Source organism: Pseudomonas sp. AC016 (assembly GCF_979253365.1).
This window is the reverse complement of the sequence record NZ_CEEDCC010000001.1, coordinates 4,467,110-4,485,402: the sequence shown is the minus strand read 5'-3', so window position 1 is coordinate 4,485,402 and position 18,293 is coordinate 4,467,110. Positions and strand designations below refer to the sequence as shown.

Annotated in this window: 15 protein-coding genes; 6 read left to right on the top strand and 9 right to left on the bottom strand. The window is 60.0% G+C overall.

All coding sequences use genetic code 11. The features are described 5' to 3' along the window. The first annotated feature begins 108 nt into the window (after positions 1-108). Positions 109-1,560, top strand: coding sequence for a mannose-1-phosphate guanylyltransferase/mannose-6-phosphate isomerase (locus AC0IXS_RS20210; protein ID WP_025994632.1), 1,452 nt, complete (start codon positions 109-111; stop codon positions 1,558-1,560). A gap of 84 nt (positions 1,561-1,644) precedes the next feature. On the opposite strand, the gene AC0IXS_RS20205 is transcribed toward AC0IXS_RS20210, so the two are convergent. After that, complete coding sequence (locus AC0IXS_RS20205; RefSeq protein WP_471825525.1) at positions 1,645-4,314, bottom strand: RHS repeat domain-containing protein; 2,670 nt, start codon at positions 4,312-4,314, stop codon at positions 1,645-1,647. Between the two features lie 797 nt (positions 4,315-5,111). Here AC0IXS_RS20205 and AC0IXS_RS20200 point away from each other — a divergent pair. Both AC0IXS_RS20200 and AC0IXS_RS20195 read left to right on the top strand, forming a co-directional pair. Next, on the top strand, positions 5,112-5,576 hold the full coding sequence (locus AC0IXS_RS20200; protein WP_057409265.1) for a hypothetical protein: 465 nt from the start codon (positions 5,112-5,114) through the stop codon (positions 5,574-5,576). 17 nt (positions 5,577-5,593) lie between these two features. Further along, entirely contained in the window at positions 5,594-6,412 is an 819-nt protein-coding gene (locus AC0IXS_RS20195; protein WP_057409264.1) for an SDR family oxidoreductase, read from the top strand. A gap of 664 nt (positions 6,413-7,076) precedes the next feature. Here the strand turns inward: AC0IXS_RS20195 and AC0IXS_RS20190 are convergent. Genes AC0IXS_RS20190 through AC0IXS_RS20175 form a run of 4 tightly spaced genes read right to left on the bottom strand, consistent with a single transcriptional unit; the run spans position 7,077 to position 11,823 of the window. After that, complete coding sequence (locus tag AC0IXS_RS20190) at positions 7,077-7,931, bottom strand: efflux RND transporter periplasmic adaptor subunit (protein WP_043303069.1); 855 nt, start codon at positions 7,929-7,931, stop codon at positions 7,077-7,079. A gap of 23 nt (positions 7,932-7,954) precedes the next feature. Continuing rightward, positions 7,955-8,155, bottom strand: a complete 201-nt coding sequence (locus AC0IXS_RS20185) for a DUF1656 domain-containing protein (RefSeq protein ID WP_057409262.1) — start codon at positions 8,153-8,155, stop codon at positions 7,955-7,957. After that, positions 8,145-10,331, bottom strand: a complete 2,187-nt coding sequence (locus tag AC0IXS_RS20180; protein WP_471825523.1) for an FUSC family protein — start codon at positions 10,329-10,331, stop codon at positions 8,145-8,147. The genes AC0IXS_RS20185 and AC0IXS_RS20180 overlap by 11 nt, the downstream gene beginning before the upstream one ends. A 1-nt stretch (position 10,332) precedes the next feature. After that, the gene (locus tag AC0IXS_RS20175) at positions 10,333-11,823 is read right to left on the bottom strand and encodes an efflux transporter outer membrane subunit (protein ID WP_449117270.1); all 1,491 of its coding nucleotides are present in this window, start codon (positions 11,821-11,823) and stop codon (positions 10,333-10,335) included. A 197-nt stretch (positions 11,824-12,020) separates the two neighbouring features. On the opposite strand from AC0IXS_RS20175, the gene AC0IXS_RS20170 reads away from it, so the two are divergent. Next, a complete protein-coding gene (locus tag AC0IXS_RS20170; RefSeq protein ID WP_057409259.1) occupies positions 12,021-12,968 on the top strand; it encodes a LysR family transcriptional regulator in 948 nt (315 codons plus the stop codon). A gap of 88 nt (positions 12,969-13,056) precedes the next feature. Next, positions 13,057-14,031: a 2-hydroxyacid dehydrogenase gene (locus tag AC0IXS_RS20165; RefSeq protein WP_471825521.1), complete on the top strand. Its 975-nt coding sequence runs from the start codon at positions 13,057-13,059 to the stop codon at positions 14,029-14,031. A gap of 94 nt (positions 14,032-14,125) precedes the next feature. Here the strand turns inward: AC0IXS_RS20165 and AC0IXS_RS20160 are convergent, their stop codons facing one another. Beyond that, a complete protein-coding gene (locus AC0IXS_RS20160) occupies positions 14,126-15,037 on the bottom strand; it encodes a DMT family transporter (protein ID WP_057409257.1) in 912 nt (303 codons plus the stop codon). Positions 15,038-15,173: 136 nt separating this feature from the next. Here AC0IXS_RS20160 and AC0IXS_RS20155 point away from each other — a divergent pair, with 136 nt between their 5' ends. Further along, positions 15,174-16,052: an AraC family transcriptional regulator gene (locus AC0IXS_RS20155; RefSeq protein WP_057409256.1), complete on the top strand. Its 879-nt coding sequence runs from the start codon at positions 15,174-15,176 to the stop codon at positions 16,050-16,052. Here the strand turns inward: AC0IXS_RS20155 and AC0IXS_RS20150 are convergent. The 3 genes from AC0IXS_RS20150 to AC0IXS_RS20140 are packed head-to-tail and all read right to left on the bottom strand — an operon-like array spanning position 16,049 to position 18,290. Further along, complete coding sequence (locus AC0IXS_RS20150) at positions 16,049-16,378, bottom strand: DUF3325 domain-containing protein (RefSeq protein WP_471825519.1); 330 nt, start codon at positions 16,376-16,378, stop codon at positions 16,049-16,051. The genes AC0IXS_RS20155 and AC0IXS_RS20150 overlap by 4 nt on opposite strands. Then, complete coding sequence (locus AC0IXS_RS20145; protein ID WP_471826272.1) at positions 16,378-17,928, bottom strand: PepSY-associated TM helix domain-containing protein; 1,551 nt, start codon at positions 17,926-17,928, stop codon at positions 16,378-16,380. The genes AC0IXS_RS20150 and AC0IXS_RS20145 overlap by 1 nt, the downstream gene beginning before the upstream one ends. Positions 17,929-17,948: 20 nt before the next feature. Continuing rightward, positions 17,949-18,290, bottom strand: a complete 342-nt coding sequence (locus AC0IXS_RS20140) for a DUF3649 domain-containing protein (RefSeq protein ID WP_471826270.1) — start codon at positions 18,288-18,290, stop codon at positions 17,949-17,951. Positions 18,291-18,293 lie beyond the last annotated feature (3 nt).

Here is an 18,293-nt window from a genome sequence, read left to right as displayed (position 1 = left end):
GCTGGCCGGTTCATGGCAATGCCCTGAACCGGCCGGTGCGGAACAAGAAAAAGACAGAAACGACAGACAGCACGTACAGCCCATATTGAATGCTATTGGAGAAATAAAATGATTCCAGTGATCTTGTCAGGTGGTAGCGGTTCACGACTCTGGCCGCTTTCGCGCAAGCAATTCCCTAAACAGTTCCTGGCACTGACCGGCGACCAGACCCTGTTCCAGCAAACGCTGCAGCGTCTTGTATTCGACGGCATGCAGGAGCCGATCATTGTCTGCAACAAGGAACACCGTTTCATCGTCAGCGAGCAGCTCGCGGCCCTGAAACTGGAAACCCAGGCGATTCTCATGGAACCGTTCGGCCGCAACACTGCGCCGGCCGTGGCCCTGACCGCCATGAAACTGGTCAACGAAGGTAACGATGGCCTGATGCTGGTGCTGCCGGCCGACCATGTGATCGAAGACCAGAAAGCCCTGCAACGCGCGCTGGCACTGGCAACCGTGGCCGCCGAGCGTGGCGAAATGGTGCTGTTCGGCGTACCGGCCAACAAGCCGGAAACCGGTTACGGCTATATCAAATCCACCGCTGACGCGCTGCTGCCGGAAGGCGTGAGCCGCGTGTCGCAGTTCGTCGAAAAGCCTGACGAAAAACGCGCCAACGAGTTCGTCGAAGCCGGTGGTTACTACTGGAACAGCGGCATGTTCCTGTTCCGTGCCAGCCGCTTCCTGGAAGAGCTGAAAAAGCACGATCCGGACATCTACGACACCTGCCTGCTGACCCTGGAGCGCAGCGTTCACGATGGCGACGCCGTTGAAATCGACGCCTCCACTTTCGCCTGCTGCCCGGACAACTCCATCGACTACGCCGTGATGGAAAAAACCCAGCGCGCTTGCGTCGTGCCGCTGTCGGCAGGCTGGAGCGATGTCGGCTGCTGGTCGTCGCTGTGGGAAGTGAATGCCAAGGATGCCAACGGCAACGTCACCAAGGGCGACGTCGTGATCCAGGACAGCCGCAACTGCATGATCCACGGCAATGGCAAGCTGGTGTCGGTGATCGGTCTGGACAACATCGTGGTCGTCGAAACCAAGGACGCCATGATGATTGCCCACAAGGACAAGGTCCAGGGCGTCAAGCAGATGGTCAACACCCTGAACGAACAGGGCCGTACCGAAACCCAGAACCACCTCGAAGTGTACCGTCCGTGGGGTTCGTATGACTCCGTGGACATGGGCGGCCGCTTCCAAGTCAAGCGCATTTCGGTCAAGCCGGGCGCGTGCCTGTCGCTGCAGATGCACCACCACCGCGCCGAGCACTGGATCGTGGTATCCGGCACTGCGCAGGTGACCTGTGACGAAAACGTGTTCCTGCTGACCGAGAACCAGTCCACCTACATCCCGATCGCTTCGGTCCATCGCCTGAAAAACCCGGGCAAGATTCCATTGGAAATCATTGAAGTCCAATCGGGCAGCTACCTGGGCGAAGACGACATCGAGCGTTTCGAAGACGTCTACGGCCGCTCGGGCGCGCTGGAAGCCGGTGTGAAGACGCAGACCATCGCGCGTTGATCAGCGGTTAGCGAAAAAGCGGTAGAACACCGGCCCCCGTCACTGTTTTGCGTATCCCATCCGCAAGACAGTGGCGGGGGCTTTTTAGTTGTTGCGATTCTTCGTTGTGGAAAACTCATGCACCGGGCCGGAAGGGCCGCGAGACCTGCAAAACAAGGCATGAACCTGATCATAGGCAGGTACCTGTTTCAATAACTTGCTCAATGGCACTGACTTTCCTGGTTTGACGATCAGCACATCGTGATAATTTTCAACGTGCTGGATCGATGAGGCTGAAATCGCAGGCTTGCGATTCAACAATTGTGAGTGGTAAAGACCGTTAGCAAATTTACTGTCGAAAGCCGATGAGTAGGCGATTTCATAATCTCGTGACTCCATACCGCATTCGATGACCTCCACAGGAGCGACTTGAAGCTTTCTCGATTGAAATCGGTACAGTTCGCTACGAGATGCGGACAGCAGATTGTCTGGAGGCGCGTAAAAACCAAGCTTGATGGGTGCGTTATAAATCTTGTGCACCGGGGATCGCAGCCTTCCATGCCCGTGGATAATAAGATCCTTTTTAGCGACGGGACTGTGTGACTCAAATTGTTTTATCGTGAAGTCTGGATAATCCAAAGTGACGTATTTTTTATAACCGGCCGGCCTGAGCGTGAATCTTGAAGTACCCCCAGTTGCTTCAAATGCGCTGTTTCTGGCATCCCGCGCGGTGCTTGGCAGTAGGGGCAACACAGTCGGCAAGGGCTGAGGATCAGCCTCAAGCAGTTCTGGATCATTTACATCGTTCGGCTGAGTGCCACATCTATCCTGGTGGCACATCGGATTATTTTTGACCATACGGTACAGATTCAACCCATCCACGTCCCCCGCCGGATCCGGATTGATCCATCGCTGCAACCACGATGCGTAATACCTCAACCCGTAGTAATACAGCCCTGTCACGTCTCGCTCCTTGCCGGAATAGCGCACGGTCTTGTAACTCGCTTCAATGGCACTGCGCGCCGCCCACCATGAGGTGCCACCGAACGGGTAGTAACTTTCCTGGCTGATCAGGTGCGCCTGCTCATCAAGCTCCAGCGTGCCAGAGCCCAGATGGTCGTTCAGCGTGTAGCGGATCTGATCGTTGTCGAGGCTGTCCGGCTGGCCAGCTTCCCAATGCAACGCCCGCACGCCGCTGCGTCCGGCCTGACCTGTGATGACGTACAGCATTTCGCGAGTGGCAGTGTTGGTGCGGATTTCCAGTCCTGGCAAGTAACGCACTTCGGCTCGATGGACCACGGACCCTGCCTGAGTCACACGTACTTTGCGTACACGCTGGCCGCTGGCGTCGTAACGGTAATGCTCGCTGTCGTCTTCGCCGGCTTCACGTATCACCGGGCGCACATCCTGCAACTGGTTGCGTCGATCCCAGCTCAGGTTCTGTCCTGCTTGCAGCGCTAAAAGATTGCCATTTGCGTCGAACGCGCGGGCTATTTCCTCTTCACCGGGTGGCAGATCGTCGATGACCGGCAGGCTGCGATTACTCCGCCTGGCCACAGCCATCGTTCGCGAATGGGACTGTGCGCCAACGTGGGTCAACTGCAGCAGATTACCACCCGCATCATAACGATAGGTTTGCGTGTAATTGGCCATTTGCGCAGGATCGGGCGGGCTCTGAAAACCCGGCAAAACCGGCCCGTGTTTGGCGAATGAGGCTTCGCGCCCTGTCGCTTTCACCAACTGATACAGTGTGTCGTAATTGTATGTCGACACCGGATCGATACACAGATTGGTGCAGTGACCGATAGGCTGAGCGCGGTCTTCGATGCGCAGGACATTGCCTACCGGGTCATAAGCGTGAAGCAGATGCTGCAAGAGCCCTCCATCGGCATCCTTCACTTTCAGTTGCAGAAGCCGACCGTCTTCGCTGCGATAAACCGCCGTGCTCACCACACCATTGCCTGCTGTTTCTGACACAACGCGGTTCTGAGCGTCGTAGCGGATATCGCTGACCAGTGTCTTCTCCGACTGATTCCCAAGCTGCAATCGGCTGGCCTTTAGCTGACCGGCGACCGTCTGGTCCAGGAAGTGAACACTGCCCAAGGCATCGGTCCGCTGTATGACCTCGCCCAGCGGGTTATAACGCCAATGCGTGGTCGCGCCGTTGTCGACCTCCAGCAAGGCGTTACGCTCAGTGATTGATTCAGGCCAGTCCGGGCTGTCGAGTTCACGCAGAAAATGCCGGGTTTGCGCCATCACGGCACCTGTCAAACCAAAATCGTCGTTCAATCGGGCGCCTGCCGGATCATCGTGGCGATTCAACTGACCACACAGGTTTCGCGCTGCCAGGTCAGGCCCACCGTAAAGCAGGCGTTCCACACAGCGCTGGTCTTCGAACACAGCAGTTGGCCTGAGCAGCACATCGTACTGCATGCTTCGTACCGTCTTTCGACCGTCCCAGACGTATATCGGCTGCTCACTCTCTCCTGGCAACACGACGCGCCAACCGGCATCAACGCTGTCGGTCGACAGAACAGAACCGCTCAGCGAATGCCTGGAAATTACATTGGCCGCGGCCTGAAAAGCCCACAAGCGAGCGTCCCAGCGTTCAACCAGACGACCTGCGGCATCAAACGCAGAGCGCTCAACCCGGATCTCCGGCTCATCGGCAGCGTTCAGGCGAAAGAATGCAGCCGAACGGACAGGCATCCCACGAGGGTCCGTCACCTGCAAGGTGGGCGTATAGCAATGTAACGAGGTGTTTGCTGTATTCACGGCCGAGTCGTCCTTGAATGACCTTTTCAAAGTTTAGGTGTTCTGGACGATTACACCGGCAGAGTAAGAAGAAATGATCATGCAATTGAGAAGTGGACATCGTGATCCTCAATGCCCTCATGGCCCCCTTCAAACACAGCAAGGAGCTACCGACGGCCTCAGCGAGAAATAAGTCATATCCGGCGTAATGCCTATCGTCTGCAACTGTTATTTCTGTCAGTAGCCAGAAGTTCTCACTCTGCATACCGTTATCGGGTCGTCAGCCAAACCGTCCGCAGGTATCAACTATGAGTAGCCCATCCAGCACGACCATTCCCGTGCCTTTCGTCAAAGAGGCAAAACCCGGGAGAAACGACACCGAAGAAACTTACGAAATTGCCCTCACGGGCACGATCACGATCTGACTGCCCGCATTCAATGATGAGTCTTGCACTCTGGTCTTGTTGAATCTGGCCAACGCAGACGACAGTAACAGGCCCTTGGCCAGTGGCAACTCACCTTTTACGTCGGGGCAGGTAACCCTGGTGACCATAAGCAACGATCAGACCGAAGACAGCATGAACTTCAAATCAGGGCAAAAGGCAAAAATCACAGGCGTACTGCTCGGAAGTACCGCCCAGTTGCCGACATCCAAAATTTATACCTTCGTGTGACTGAGCGCTGCCAATCATAAAACCTGGATGATGCAAGCGTGCATCATCCAGGCTGCACGTCCCCACCTCGTCCGAGCCTATTGGTCAACGGCCCTTCCCTTTCTGTAGGATGTCCAGCACCGCCCCTCGCTGGAGACCCGCTGCATGCTGATCGGCATCCTGTTAATCCTGACCTGGCTCATTCTGCTGCTGCGCTACCCGGCGAAGGCCCTGCCGGTGTCGCTGGCGGCAGCGGCTGGTCTGGGAATAGTGGCCGCCATTGTGATCTGGCAGGACAGTCGCGAGACCCGGCAGTTGGAGCAACTGGATATCCGTCTGGCCTACGCGCCTCAGCAATGTCCGGCTGATCGTCCGTTGCAAGTCTCGATCACCAACCGCAACAAGGCGTCGCTATTGGAACTGCGTTGGCGGATCGCTGCGTATGCGCCCGGCGATACGGTCAATCTGGCGGATAACACCTACACTTCGGCGCGCTACCGTGGCCCCGGCGAGTTGCAGGCGGACGGCAACTGGCAGGATTGCGTGCCGGTGCCTGTCCTGCGCAATGGCTATCGCCCGCAAACCCTGGAGTTTCGCGCAGAACATCTGCAAGGCAGTTTCTCGGACTGATCCCTAAGGACATCGACATGCCCATCGCTCTCATCACTGGCTGTTCCAGCGGAATAGGTCGCGCACTCGCCGACGCCTTCAAGGCGAACGGTTACGAAGTGTGGGCCACGGCGCGCAAGCAGGAAGACGTCGCCACGCTGAGCGCAGCCGGTTTCATTGCCGTGCAACTGGATGTCAACGACAGCATGGCACTGGAACAACTCGCTGCCGGGCTGGAACACAGCGGGCTCGATGTGCTGATCAACAACGCAGGTTACGGCGCGATGGGGCCGTTGCTGGACGGCGGCGTCGAGGCACTGCAACGGCAGTTCGAAACCAACGTGTTTTCGGTGATCGGCGTCACGAAAGCGCTGTTCCCGGCGCTGCGCCGCAACAAGGGACTGGTGGTCAATATCGGCAGTGTTTCCGGCGTGCTGGTGACGCCGTTCGCGGGTGCCTACTGCGCCTCGAAAGCGGCCGTGCATGCACTCAGCGATGCGCTGCGTCTGGAGCTGGCACCGTTTGGCGTGCAGGTGATGGAAGTTCAGCCGGGTGCCATTGCGTCGAGTTTTGCAAAGAACGCCAGCCACGAGGCCGAGCAGTTGATCTGCGAGCAGTCGCCCTGGTGGCCGATCCGTGAAGGCATCCGTGCCCGCGCCAAGGCGTCGCAGGACAACCCCACGCCCGCCACCGACTTCGCCCGTGACCTGCTCAAGGCCGTTCAGCAAGCCAACCCGCCGCGCCTTCTGCGCCTGGGCAACGGCTCACGCGTGCTGCCGCTGATGTCATGGCTGCTGCCCAAGGCATTGCTGGAAGGCGGACTGCGCAAGCGGTTCGGGCTGAATGCTTCGTTGTGATACGCCGTAACCTGCTCGGACATATGCTCCGCGCTTATCGTTATACACAAGCCTGCCTCGACCCTGATCGTGCCCATCGTTATATACAAGTCCTCTTGTAGGAATACGATGATGATCGTTCCCACGCTCTGGACTGCCCACCCGAAAGTTGGACGGCTTTAGCTTGTTGCCTTAGCCCTGTAATTGATCGTTCCTACGCTCTGCGTGGGAATGCCTACCAGGACGCTCCGCGTCCGCTCTGGAATGTGGCGCAGATGTGTGCCCAAGCTCCAGCGTTATCCACGTCATGCGCTCGGCTTACTGAATCCCCAGTCTGTACCATTTGTGACGCGGAGCGTCACGGGAGGCATGCCCACGCGGAGCGATGGGCACGATCAGTGTCGAGACGGACTTGTGTATAACGATGAGCGCTCTGCGTGGGAATGCCTACCAGGACGCTCCGCGTCCGTTCTTGAATGTGGCGCAGATGTGTGCCCAAGCTCCGCCGTTATCCACGTCATGCGCTCGGCTCACTGGATCCGCAATCTGTGCCATTTGTGACGCGGAGCGTCACGGGATGCATGCCCACGCGGAGCGATGGGCAGGATCAGTGTTGAGCCGGATTTGTGAGCGCAGAGTGGGAACGATCATACGCGGCGTGTGAGGAATGATCAGCGGGGCAAGATCAGCCTGGCGTCACAATCACCGTGCACGTCATTCCCGCTGACAGCTGCACACCGTCCGGCACGCGATCCAGATGGATGCGTACCGGCACGCGCTGGGCCAGGCGGACCCAGTTGAAGGTCGGGTTGACGTCGGCGACCAGCTCGCGGCTTTGCGGATTGTCCCGGTCATAAATACCGCGCGCGATGCTTTCGACGTGGCCCTGGATCACCTCACCACTCATCAATTGCATGTCCGCCGGATCACCCACTTTCAGGTGCGGCAGTTTGGTTTCTTCGAAGAAGCCATAGACCCAGAACGAGTTCATATCAACCACTGCCATCTTCGCCTCGCCGATTCGCGCATAGTCACCCCGGTGCACGTTCAGGTTGGTGACATAGCCATCCACCGACGCCAGCACACGAGTGCGCGACAGGTTCAATTCCGCTGCCTCCAGCTGTGCCTGAGCCAACTGATAGTCCGCCAGCGCCGAGGTTGCGACCGTGCTCGCGTCATCACGGTTTTCCGCCGAGATCACCAGTTCGTCCATGTCGGCGCGGCGTTTGGCGTTGAGCTTGCGCATCTCCCAGGTGGCCTTGCGCGAAGCCAGCAGCGCCTGGGCCTGCCTGACTGCAATCCGGTAGTGCTCCGGGTCGATCTGCATCAACAGATCGCCGCGCCTGACCTGCTGGTTGTCGTGCACCGGCACATCGATCACGGTGCCGGAGACATCGGCCGCCACGTTGATGATGTCGGCACGAACACGGCCGTCACGGGTCCATGGCGTGTCCATGTATTGGACCCATAACGTGCGTCCGATCCACAGAGCCAGCGCCAGAAACAGCAACGTGGCGATCACGCTGAAAAACTTTTTCATCCGGAGATTTCCCGAGCCAGACATCAACGATAAAGAGGCAGCGCCAGCGCGCCGAACAGACAAGTGAACAGGCTCAGGCGAAGTAACGCCGGATGCCAGAAGTGGCGATACAGATCCAGCCATGCCAACAGGCGATCCAGCCCCCAGGCCAGGGCCATCGCAAGCAGAAACATCAAGCTCACGGTCGGCATGTACAGACCATGAAAGGCGATCTCACGCGGCATGGGCCACTCCAGAAAAACCAGCTACGCGGCCATAGGCAGCCATGGGTGATTGAGGGTCCAGCAACGAAGAGCGAATGAAGTGCAGGTAGCTTTTCACCCGGCGCAGCACCGAAGTATCGAAGTGCGAGGCAAACGGCTCGTCCGCTTCCTGAACCCGATTGAGCGCCTGATCGACTGCCAGCAGACAACGCTGCAGGTTGTTCTCGTCAGGCTGGATGAACAGACGGACCAGCGCTCGTCCCATTACCCGCAACGCAATGCGCCAGGGTTGATACTCGGCATAGCTTGGATGAACCGGCAGCACAGCCTGCTCGCGACGCAACTCGATGATCGCGTGACCGGCCTCCAGCACAACGAACATCCAGCGCAACAGTTCACGCTGCACCTCACGTCTGCCGATGGCCAGGCCATATGCCTGATGCATGAGGTCGCGGGTCTGGCTCTCGAAGCGCGAACCCAGTCGTTGCAAGGGTGCACTGATCGCGAACACCACCTGATCACGCAACGCCTGCTCGAGTCGCTGCCACATCCAGCGGCTGTTGGGCGGCAGGATGATTGCGCCCGCAGCGGCACAGAACAGCATGCCGATTACCATGGCGATGTAATCGTTGATGAAGGTGTAAGGGTCATAGACCGTCAGGTTGTCCGGCACCGAGCCGATGCTGAAAAAGATCAGTAAGCCCAGCCCGTACCCGGTCCATTGCGGCCGGGAACCGAGGAAAGCACCCAGCACGAAAACCGGGGTCAGCAAAACGCACAGCAAAGGAAAGCCATCGATCTGCGGGAACAGAAAAAAGGTTTCGACAAACCCGAGCAGCGCGCCGAGGAGCGTGCCGCAAGCCATCTGAAACGACATGCGTCGGGGATTGTGTGTGGTCGAAGACAGCGCGACGGTGGCGGCCGAAGCCAGCGTCATGACCGCCCCGCTGGGCCAGGCGGTCAGCACCCAATAAGCACTCAACAGCGCAACCACACACGTCGCACGAATGCCCGCAGCCGCTGCCGTCATCCAGTGCGTGCGTGGCACGAAGGGCTCGTTCCACTGCTCACGCACATGCTGATGATCGGCCAGCGATGCGTGGGTCTGGGCGTAGCCGAGCAACTCGTTCAGAAGGCGATACAGCAGCTCGAATGCCGTATGAAAATCCAGCCATTGCGCATCGTCGGGAGCGGTTCTTTCAAAGTCGGCACGCAGACGCCTGACCGTATCCGGCCACTGCGCCTTGAGTGCTTCCAGGTGCGTGACCAGTCGCGCAGCGTCGGAACTGGTTAAAGGCTTGTCGGCAAACGCATCAAGCAGTGCGGTCAACTGATCGAGTCCCGGCTCGACGTGACTCAGCACAGCGTTCGAACGCTCGGCACGTAGCCGCTCAAGCAGTTGATGCAGCGCGTTGAAACGCGTGGTGATGGCCATGAACTCGCTGTTCAGGCGGTTGAGCCTTCCATTGCGTCGGCGCATGTGCGGGTCTTCGAATACCGTGACGCTGCGCAGCCCCTCCAGGCCGATGGCTTCTGCGACGAATCGCACGTTGCCGGTCTCGAAAGCGTCTTGCGCCTGAGTGCCGCGAAGGCCATCGATCACGAAGCGGGCGAAGACACCAAACCGTTGATAGAGCGCGTTGCGCATCGCCGCACTGGCGCTTTGCGGCAGCACCACCGCGCTGACGGCAGTCGCACAGAGAATGCCCAGCGAGATTTCCAGCACCCGCCACACCGCCGCCATGAACGCGCCTTCCGGATGCGCCAGCGCAGGCAGGCCGATCATGGCGGCGGTGTAACCGGCAAGCACGAAACCATACGCACGAAAGTTGCGATAGCGCGCTGCCCCTGCCGAACAGAACCCGACCCACAGCGCCAGACAACCGAGGAACGGCACCGGGTTCTGGGCGAACAGTGCCATCAGCAGCACCATCATGGCCGAGCCCGCCAGCGTTCCGAGCAGCCGGTAAAAACTCTTGGCGAACACCTGCCCGCTTTGCGGCTGCATGACGATGAAAACAGTGATCATCGCCGTCCGAGGTTGGGGCAGCTCAAGGCGCAGCGCCAGCCAGTACGTCAGGAATGCGGCGATCAACACCTTGCAGATGTAGATCCAGGTCACGCCGTCGCTGCGCGCCCAACCGTTGAACTCACGACGCCAGGGCAGCGCGATAATCCGATGAGCAAGCGTGGTCATATCAGTGGCCGACCTTCTTGCCCGTTTCAACAAAAGCCGCGGGTACATTGTTTCCCGCCGACAACCCGCCACCCAGCGCCACCACCAGCCCGGCATAGGCGCTCAGGCGCGCAGCCTCGACCTGCTGCTGAACCTGTTGTTGACGAAACAGCAGGGTCTGGGCGTTGAGCACATTCAGGTAATCGGTCAACCCGCGCTGATACGCGATCATGGCGATGTCGTAGGTCTTGCGCGCCGACGCCACCGACTCGGCTGCGTACACCTGCTGCTTGTCGAGCGAGGCGCGACGAATCAACTGGTCGGACACACTTTGCAGCGCCGTAACCAGCGTCTGGTTGTAATGCGCGACTGCCAGATCGTACCCGGCCGACGCGTGTCCCAATTCAGCGCGCAGACGCCCGCCGTCGAAGATCGGCAGCGTGAGCGCAGGGCCTGCCTTGTAGCTGAACTTGCTGCCGGTCAGAAACTCCAGCATGCCGCCCCCTGTCGCCATGTATCCCAGACTGGCGACCAGATCGACGTTGGGATAGAAATTGGCATGGGCTACGTCCAGGCCTCGCGCCTGCGCGGCGACACGCCACTGACTGGCAACCACATCAGGGCGCTGGCCAAGCAGTTGCGCAGGCAGGGCCGACGGCAGCGTCAGTTCAGTGTTCAGCGCAAGGGCGGGACGCTGCAAGGTCGCTCCGTCACCCGGCCCTTTGCCCGCCAGTGCCGCCAGTTGATTACGCCCCAGGGCGATGGCTTCTTCGAGCTCGTCGATCTGCCGATGGATCTCCGGCAATGGCGCCTCAGCCTGACTGACTTCGAAGTGCGTGCCCAGGCCGCCCTTGAGCCGACGTTGCGCCAGCTCCAGCATCTGCTGTTGCTGGGCCAGAGTCGCCTGGGCGATCTTAAGGCGGGCGAAGTTCAGGGAGAATTGGATGTAGGCGCGGACAATGTTTTCCTGCAACTCAAGCTGAGCCTGCCGCTGCTCGGCGGCACTCATGTGCGCCAGGTCAAGCGCCTGTTCGCTGGCGCTACGCTCGCGTCCCCACAGGTCAAGCGCGTAACTCAGACCCAGCGAGGCATTATTGTCCCAGGTGTGACTATCAGCGAGCACACCGGGGCCATAAAACTGATCGCTCGGCCACTCATGACGCGCCAGACTGGCGGTGCCCTGAGCCTGCAGCGACTCGGCGGACTCGGCCACCCCGGCCATGGCTCTGGCGTCCCTGACTCTTGCGGCAGCCATGGCCAGGCTCGGACTGCCAAGGATCGCCAGCTCTATCCAGCGATTCAGTTGCGGGTCGTTGTAGACGCGCCACCACTGCCGGTTCGGCCAGTGTGCGCTGAGCGCGGCGCGCTGAATGGCCTGATCGGTGGCCAGACTGTCGGCGGGCAACAGGTCACCCTTGGGTCCGATTCCGCCGGTTCCGATGCAGCCGCTGATGACGAACGATAAAGCCATGAGACCGAGGGGCTTGAGCCCTCTGATGATGCGACGCGGCACAGCTGCGAATTCCCGACCGGTGATGAAACGCCTCGAATGGCGGCGATTCTAGGGGGCGCTCGACATGGCGATAAGCGGGGAGATGTGTGATTCTTTATTACCGAAACGGCGATAATCCATTGGTATGGCTGACATGCTGTTGTTACTTCATGTCACAATTTGTCGTCTATTGAAGCTGTTCCATTCAGAGAAGAACCATGGACACCCTTCAAAACATGCGTGCCTTCAGTTGCGTGGCGCAAGCGGGCAGCTTTACCGCCGCAGCGGCGTTGCTCGACACTACCACCGCCAACGTGTCGCGTGCCGTCTCCAACCTGGAAGCGCACTTGCAGACCCGTCTGCTCAATCGCACCACGCGCCGTATCGCGCTGACCGAAGCCGGCAAGCGCTATCTGCTGCGCTGCGAACAGATTCTGATGTCTGTCGAAGAGGCCGAAGCCGAAGCCAGCGACGCCCATGCGCGTCCGGCCGGGCAGCTCAAGATGCATTCGATGCCGGGTGTCGGTCAGCATTACGTGGTCGATGCCATCGCCCGTTATCGGCGCAGCCACCCGGACGTGTCGTTCGACCTGACGCTGACCAGTCGTGTGCCTGATCTGCTGGAAGACGGCTACGACGTGTCGATCGTGCTGGCCAGCGAATTGCCGGACTCGGGCTTCGTGTCTCAGCGTCTGGGCATCACCTACAGCATCGTCTGTGCATCGCCGGAGTACATCAAGACGTTCGGCACTGCGCACAAGCCTGCGGACCTGCTGAACCACGCCTGCCTGCGTCTGGTAAGCCCGGTGTTTCCGCTGGAGAAATGGCTGTTCGACGGCCCGGACGGTCAGGAGATGGTGACCATCACCACTTCACCATTGTTGGTCAATTCGGCGGATGCCATGAAAACCGCGATTTCCAGCGGGATGGGTGTCGGTATCCTGCCGATCTATTCGGCCATCGAAGGCCTGCGCAACGGTACGTTGGTGCGCATCATGTCCGACTATCGCTCTCAGGAGTTGAACCTGTACGCCATCTACCCTTCGCGCCAGTACCTGGATGCCAAGATCAAGACCTGGGTCGAGTACCTGCGTGGCTCGCTGCCGGAGATTCTTGCGGCCGATGAAGCGGATCTGCACGTGCAGGCACTCAAGAGCATGTCCTGACGTCGTACAACTGCAAAAAGCGGCTGCAATCAGGCGGGCAGGAATGTTAGCGTGCTACTCATTCAACCCGCTCAAGAGTAACTGCCCAATGAAAAAAACCGTACTCGCCTTCAGCCGTGTGTCTCCTGAAATGGCCGAGCGCCTGTCGCACGATTTCACTGTGATCGTGCCCGATCCGAAGCGCGGCGACCTCAATGCCCAGTTCGAAGAAGCCCTGCCCGAGTCCCACGGGATGATCGGTGCCGGCCGCAAACTGGGCCGCGAACAGTTGGCGAACGCCAGCCGTCTGGAAGTGGTATCGAGCATTTCGGTGGGTTACGACAACTACGACGTCGGCTACCTGAGCGAGCGCGGCATCATGCTGACCAACACGCCGGACGTGCTGACTGAAAGCACCGCCGATCTTGGTTTTTCGCTGATCATGAGCAGCGCACGCCGCGTGGCCGAACTGGATGCCTGGACCAAGGCGGGCCAGTGGACACGCAGTATCGAGGCGCCGCATTTCGGCACCGATGTGCATGGCAAGACGCTGGGTATCGTGGGCATGGGCAACATCGGCGCAGCCATTGCGCGCCGTGGCAGACTGGGTTTCAACATGCCGATCCTGTACAGCGGCAACAGCCGCAAGACCAAGCTTGAGCAGGAGTTGGGCGCACAGTTCCGCAGCCTGGATCAGTTGCTGGCCGAATCCGATTTCGTGTGTCTCGTGGTGCCGTTGAGCGACAAGACTCGCCACCTGATCTCGCGCCGCGAGCTGAGCCTGATGAAGCCGAGCGCGATTCTGGTCAACATCGCACGCGGTCCGATCGTCGACGAACCGGCGCTGATCGAAGCCCTGCAGAATGGCACCATCCGCGGCGCAGGCCTGGACGTGTACGAAAAGGAACCGCTGAGCGAATCGCCGCTGTTCCAGCTCAAGAACGCCGTCACCCTGCCCCACATCGGCTCGGCCACCACCGAAACCCGTCAGGCCATGGCCGACCGTGCCTACCACAACCTGCGCAACGCACTGCTGGGTGAACGCCCGCAGGATCTGGTCAATCCGCAGGTATGGAAGGGTTGATTGCACAGCGGTTCGCTGCCTGATCGTGCCAATGCTCCGCGTCGGCATGCCGCCCGGGACGCTCCGCGTCCCTTTGTGTCAGCGCAGGAGAACGTCAGCGTGAGGGCTGACTGATGCCTGAGGTCGGCAACGCCACCGGCTTTACCTTCCTGAACACCAGCACATTGCCCGCCATCACCAGCACCAGACCGACCAGCGCAGCCGAGGTCCACTGATAACCCTCGACCCACGCTGAAATGTTCAGCGCCACCACAGGGAACAGCACGGTGCAATACGCCGCCCGTTCCGGCCCCATGCGGCCGACCAGGGTCAGGTACGCGGTGAAGCCAATCACCGAACCCGGAATGACCAGATACAGCAGAGATCCCACGTAGCGAGTATTCCATTCAAACGTGAACGGCGTGCCGCTGAGCAGGCAGTAAATACCGAGAATCGTTGCGCCATAAAACATGCCCCAGGCATTGGTGGTCAACGGACGCAGACCGGCTTTCTGCTGCATGCTCGACAGCATGTTACCCGCCGAAAAGCACAACGTGCCGAGCAGCGCCAGGCCCAACCCGATCAGGGTCTGATGGCTGGCACCGTGCCCGGACAGTTCAGGCCAGAACAGGCAACCCAATCCCAGCAATCCCAGTGCGCCGCCGGTCAGTACATTACTGGCGATCTTCTGGCGGAAAAACACCCGCGCATTCAGCGCATTCCACAAGGTTGCGGTCGAGAACACGACGGCGATCAGGCCACTGGGGATCCACTGACTTGCGGTCAGAAAACACATGAAGTTGACGCAGAACAGACAGACACCCTGCGCCAGACAGATCAACTGACCACGCCGATTGACCGGCTGCAAACGTCGGGTGATCAGCAGAATCGCGAACAGCACCAACGCGGCCAGCGCGAAGCGATAGACGATGGAGACAGGAATGGCGACCTCGCCGAGCTGGAGCTTGAGCGCAATCCAGGTCGTGCCCCAGATCAGCACGGTCAGCAGATAAAGCGAAATGTTCATGACGCAGGCTCCTTGATGAGCCATCAGTCTGCTGCGCGCCTCGCCATGCGCGCTTGCACAATCTTGCGCATTTGATCGACGGGGTGCTGGCAGCGGAGCCTGTCGCAGGTAGGATGAGCGTCATAGAGGAATCGCCATGTCATCCATCGAATCCATCCAGGTCTTTCAGGCCCTGAACAGCTCGCCCCACTCCTGTCTCGAACAGAGTGCGACGCTGGGCGATGGTTTGATGGCAGCGCTGTGGAACAACCGGCATGACTCTCAGGAATATCACGCGCCCACCCACCACACGCTCTCCTGCTACATCGAAGACGGCACCGGCACCTTCCGGCGTGACAGGCCCGATCAGAAAGGCTCGCCGGGAAAACTCTGCATCCTGCCTGCCGGACATCAGTCTGCATGGATCGTGAACGGCGAAATCCGTCTGGCGCACCTGTATTTCAGCGCCGAGCAATTCGCACTCAGTTGCGTCACGCTGCTGGATCGCGAGCCGCGCGAGATGCAGCTGCAGGAGAACACCTTTCTCGACGATCCCGCACAGACACAGCGTTTCCAGCAGTTGATCCGCCTGAACTGGGCCGAGCCGGGTGAGCGTTTACTGACCAGCAGTCTGGCGCACGAGATGATCGGTCATGCACTGCTGAGCCAGACCGGGCAGCGCGAAGGTCTGCGTTTGAAAGGCGGGCTGGCGCCACACTTGCGAAGGCAACTGGTGGACTTCATCGAGACGCACCTGGCAGATCCGCTGAGTCTCGGCCAGCTGGCAGGTCTGTGCGCCCTGTCGGAATACCACTTCGCCCGCATGTTTCGCGAAAGCTTCGGACTACCGCCTCACCAATACCTGCTGGCGCGTCGTCTGGAACAGGCGCGTCGGTTGCTGCGCACCACCGGCAAACCGCTCGGCGAGATTGCGCTGGCCTGTGGATTTGCCAGCGCCAGTCATTTCAGCAACCGGTTCCGCCAAGCGATGGGCGCTACACCCGGTGAGTACCGCATGGCACTGACGGCGCTCTAAAACATCTGATCGAGCGCGGCCAGGGGGCTGAGCAGTACGGCGCAACCGGCCAGCATCAGCACCCAGCGCGGCCGGAAGGGCATCAGCGAAACCAGCACCACGGCGCTGGCCATCAATACCGCACACCACTGCACCAGCCCGATTGCCCAACCGTCGGCGTCCACTGCAGGCCAGGGCGAAACCAGCAGCGCACCCCAGCCGATCATTTTGAAGTTCAGTCGACGACGCTCGGTAAGCGGCCCCTTGCACAGCTCAACGTAATGACGCGGTATGGACAGGCACAGCGCCGCAAAACCCAGATAGCACAGCAACGCCGCGAGCAGCATCAGTTCGCCTCCTGCGGGCCGGCCTGCAGCGGCAGGCTGTCAGGGCGCAGTGCTTTGCTGGCAAGTGACGACGTGAACTTCGTTGCCGTCCAGCCCAGAAACAGCCCCGTCGCAAGGGCCGTCAGGTCAAAGGCTGCAAGCACCCAGTGACCTGCGGCGAGCGAATCCATCAGGTAGCGCCCGCTGGTCAGCAGATCCAGCAGCGGCAATGCGGCAAACAGAAATGCACCCGACCACAACTGCTCACGCCAGGCACTGCGACCACGGCGCACCAGTGCATGCAGCACGGACACGCCCCACACACTGAAAAAAACACTGACTTCCCACTCCGCACGCCCGGCCAGTTCTGCGGGTATCACGCGATTGGCCCAGAAAAATGCAGCCACGGCGATCATCAGGCCGGACATGCTGGCGATATTCAGCACTTCCACCAGCCTCAACTCCAGCGGCAACACACCGCTTTTAGCGTGTTTGAGTTGACGCTTGCCCAGCCACATCACCAGTCCCGTGCCGATCATGGCAGTGCCTGCGATGCCGAAAATGAAGTACAACCAGCGCAACAGTGGATCGGCAAAATGGCCGACATGCAGGCCGTACATCGCCCCGGACACTTGCAGCGCCATCGGCCGCTCAGGCATTTCGTCCTGCAACTCGCCGCTGACGCCGTTGAAGGTCAACGCACCGCCACGCTCCAGGACAATGCTGCCCTTGTCATCCCGGGTCAGCAGAACCGACGCCGCCGCGTCGCCCGGATTATTCACGATCACCCGCCCGACATGGCCGGTTTCCCAGCGCTCGGTCGCCGTCTTGACCAGAGGCGCCAGCGCAATCAACGGCGCGGGATTGCCTTCGGCTTTGACGGAACGAGAAACCGGAAACGCTTCGCTGTAGAACGCCTGAACGTTGCCATAGGCGGTCAGGATGCTGGCGGGCATGACCATCGACATGAAGATCACCAGGCTGCTGTAAGTGATCATCAGATGAAACGGCAGCACCAGTATGCCCAGTGCGTTATGCCCATCGAGCCAGGAGCGCTGGCCCTTGCGAGGACGGAAGGAGAAGAACTCCTTGAAGACTTTCTTGTGAATGATGATGCCGGTGACCAGCGCGACGAACATCACCATCGCAGCGATTGTTGCCAGCCAGCGACCCCACGGGTACGGCATCTGTAGCTGATAGTGGAAGCGGTAGAAGAAATCTCCACCCCGCGTTTCGCGCGCCTGCACCTCGGCACCGGTCTGCGGGTCGAGCAGCTTGCGCACGAAATTGTTGCGCTGGCCTGCCTTGCCTTCAGGCAGCCAACCCACCGACAGCCCCGGCGTTCGCTCGTCAGGCAGACTGATGAACCAGCGCGACGCACCGGCAGCATGGGTTTGCAGGTAGGTCTGGGCCAGTTGCACGCTGGCGCTGGCGTCGAGGGTGCGTGCCGCAATCTCCGGCTGCATCCACTGGGTGATCTCGTCCTTGAAGTACGAGAGTGTCCCGGTCAGGAAAATCGCGAATAGCAACCAGCCGAACAGAAGACCGATCCAGGTGTGCAGCCAGGCCATCGCCTGACGGAAGCCCTCTTTCATGACAACCACCTGCCGCAGGCGTACGCAGCGCCGAGCACAACGCACGGCGCCAGCACGCCGACCCAGGCCTGCAGCGCCGTACGACAGGCGAAGCACCAGAGCACGGCGACCAGATAGACAAGGAAGGACAGCATCATTGCCGTCACCACCGCTTCGGCACGGGGAAGCGGCAACCATTCCGCGATGCAGATGCTGGTAACCGAAGCCAGCAGGTAACCGGCGAAGATAGCTGCGAGCGCCCGCGAGGCCACGGCCAGTCGATAGGCAACTGTCACGCCTCGGGTTTTGGGTAGTCGCTTCTTGACCACCGGGGTGGTTGCGGCAGGTGAGCCATCCATTGG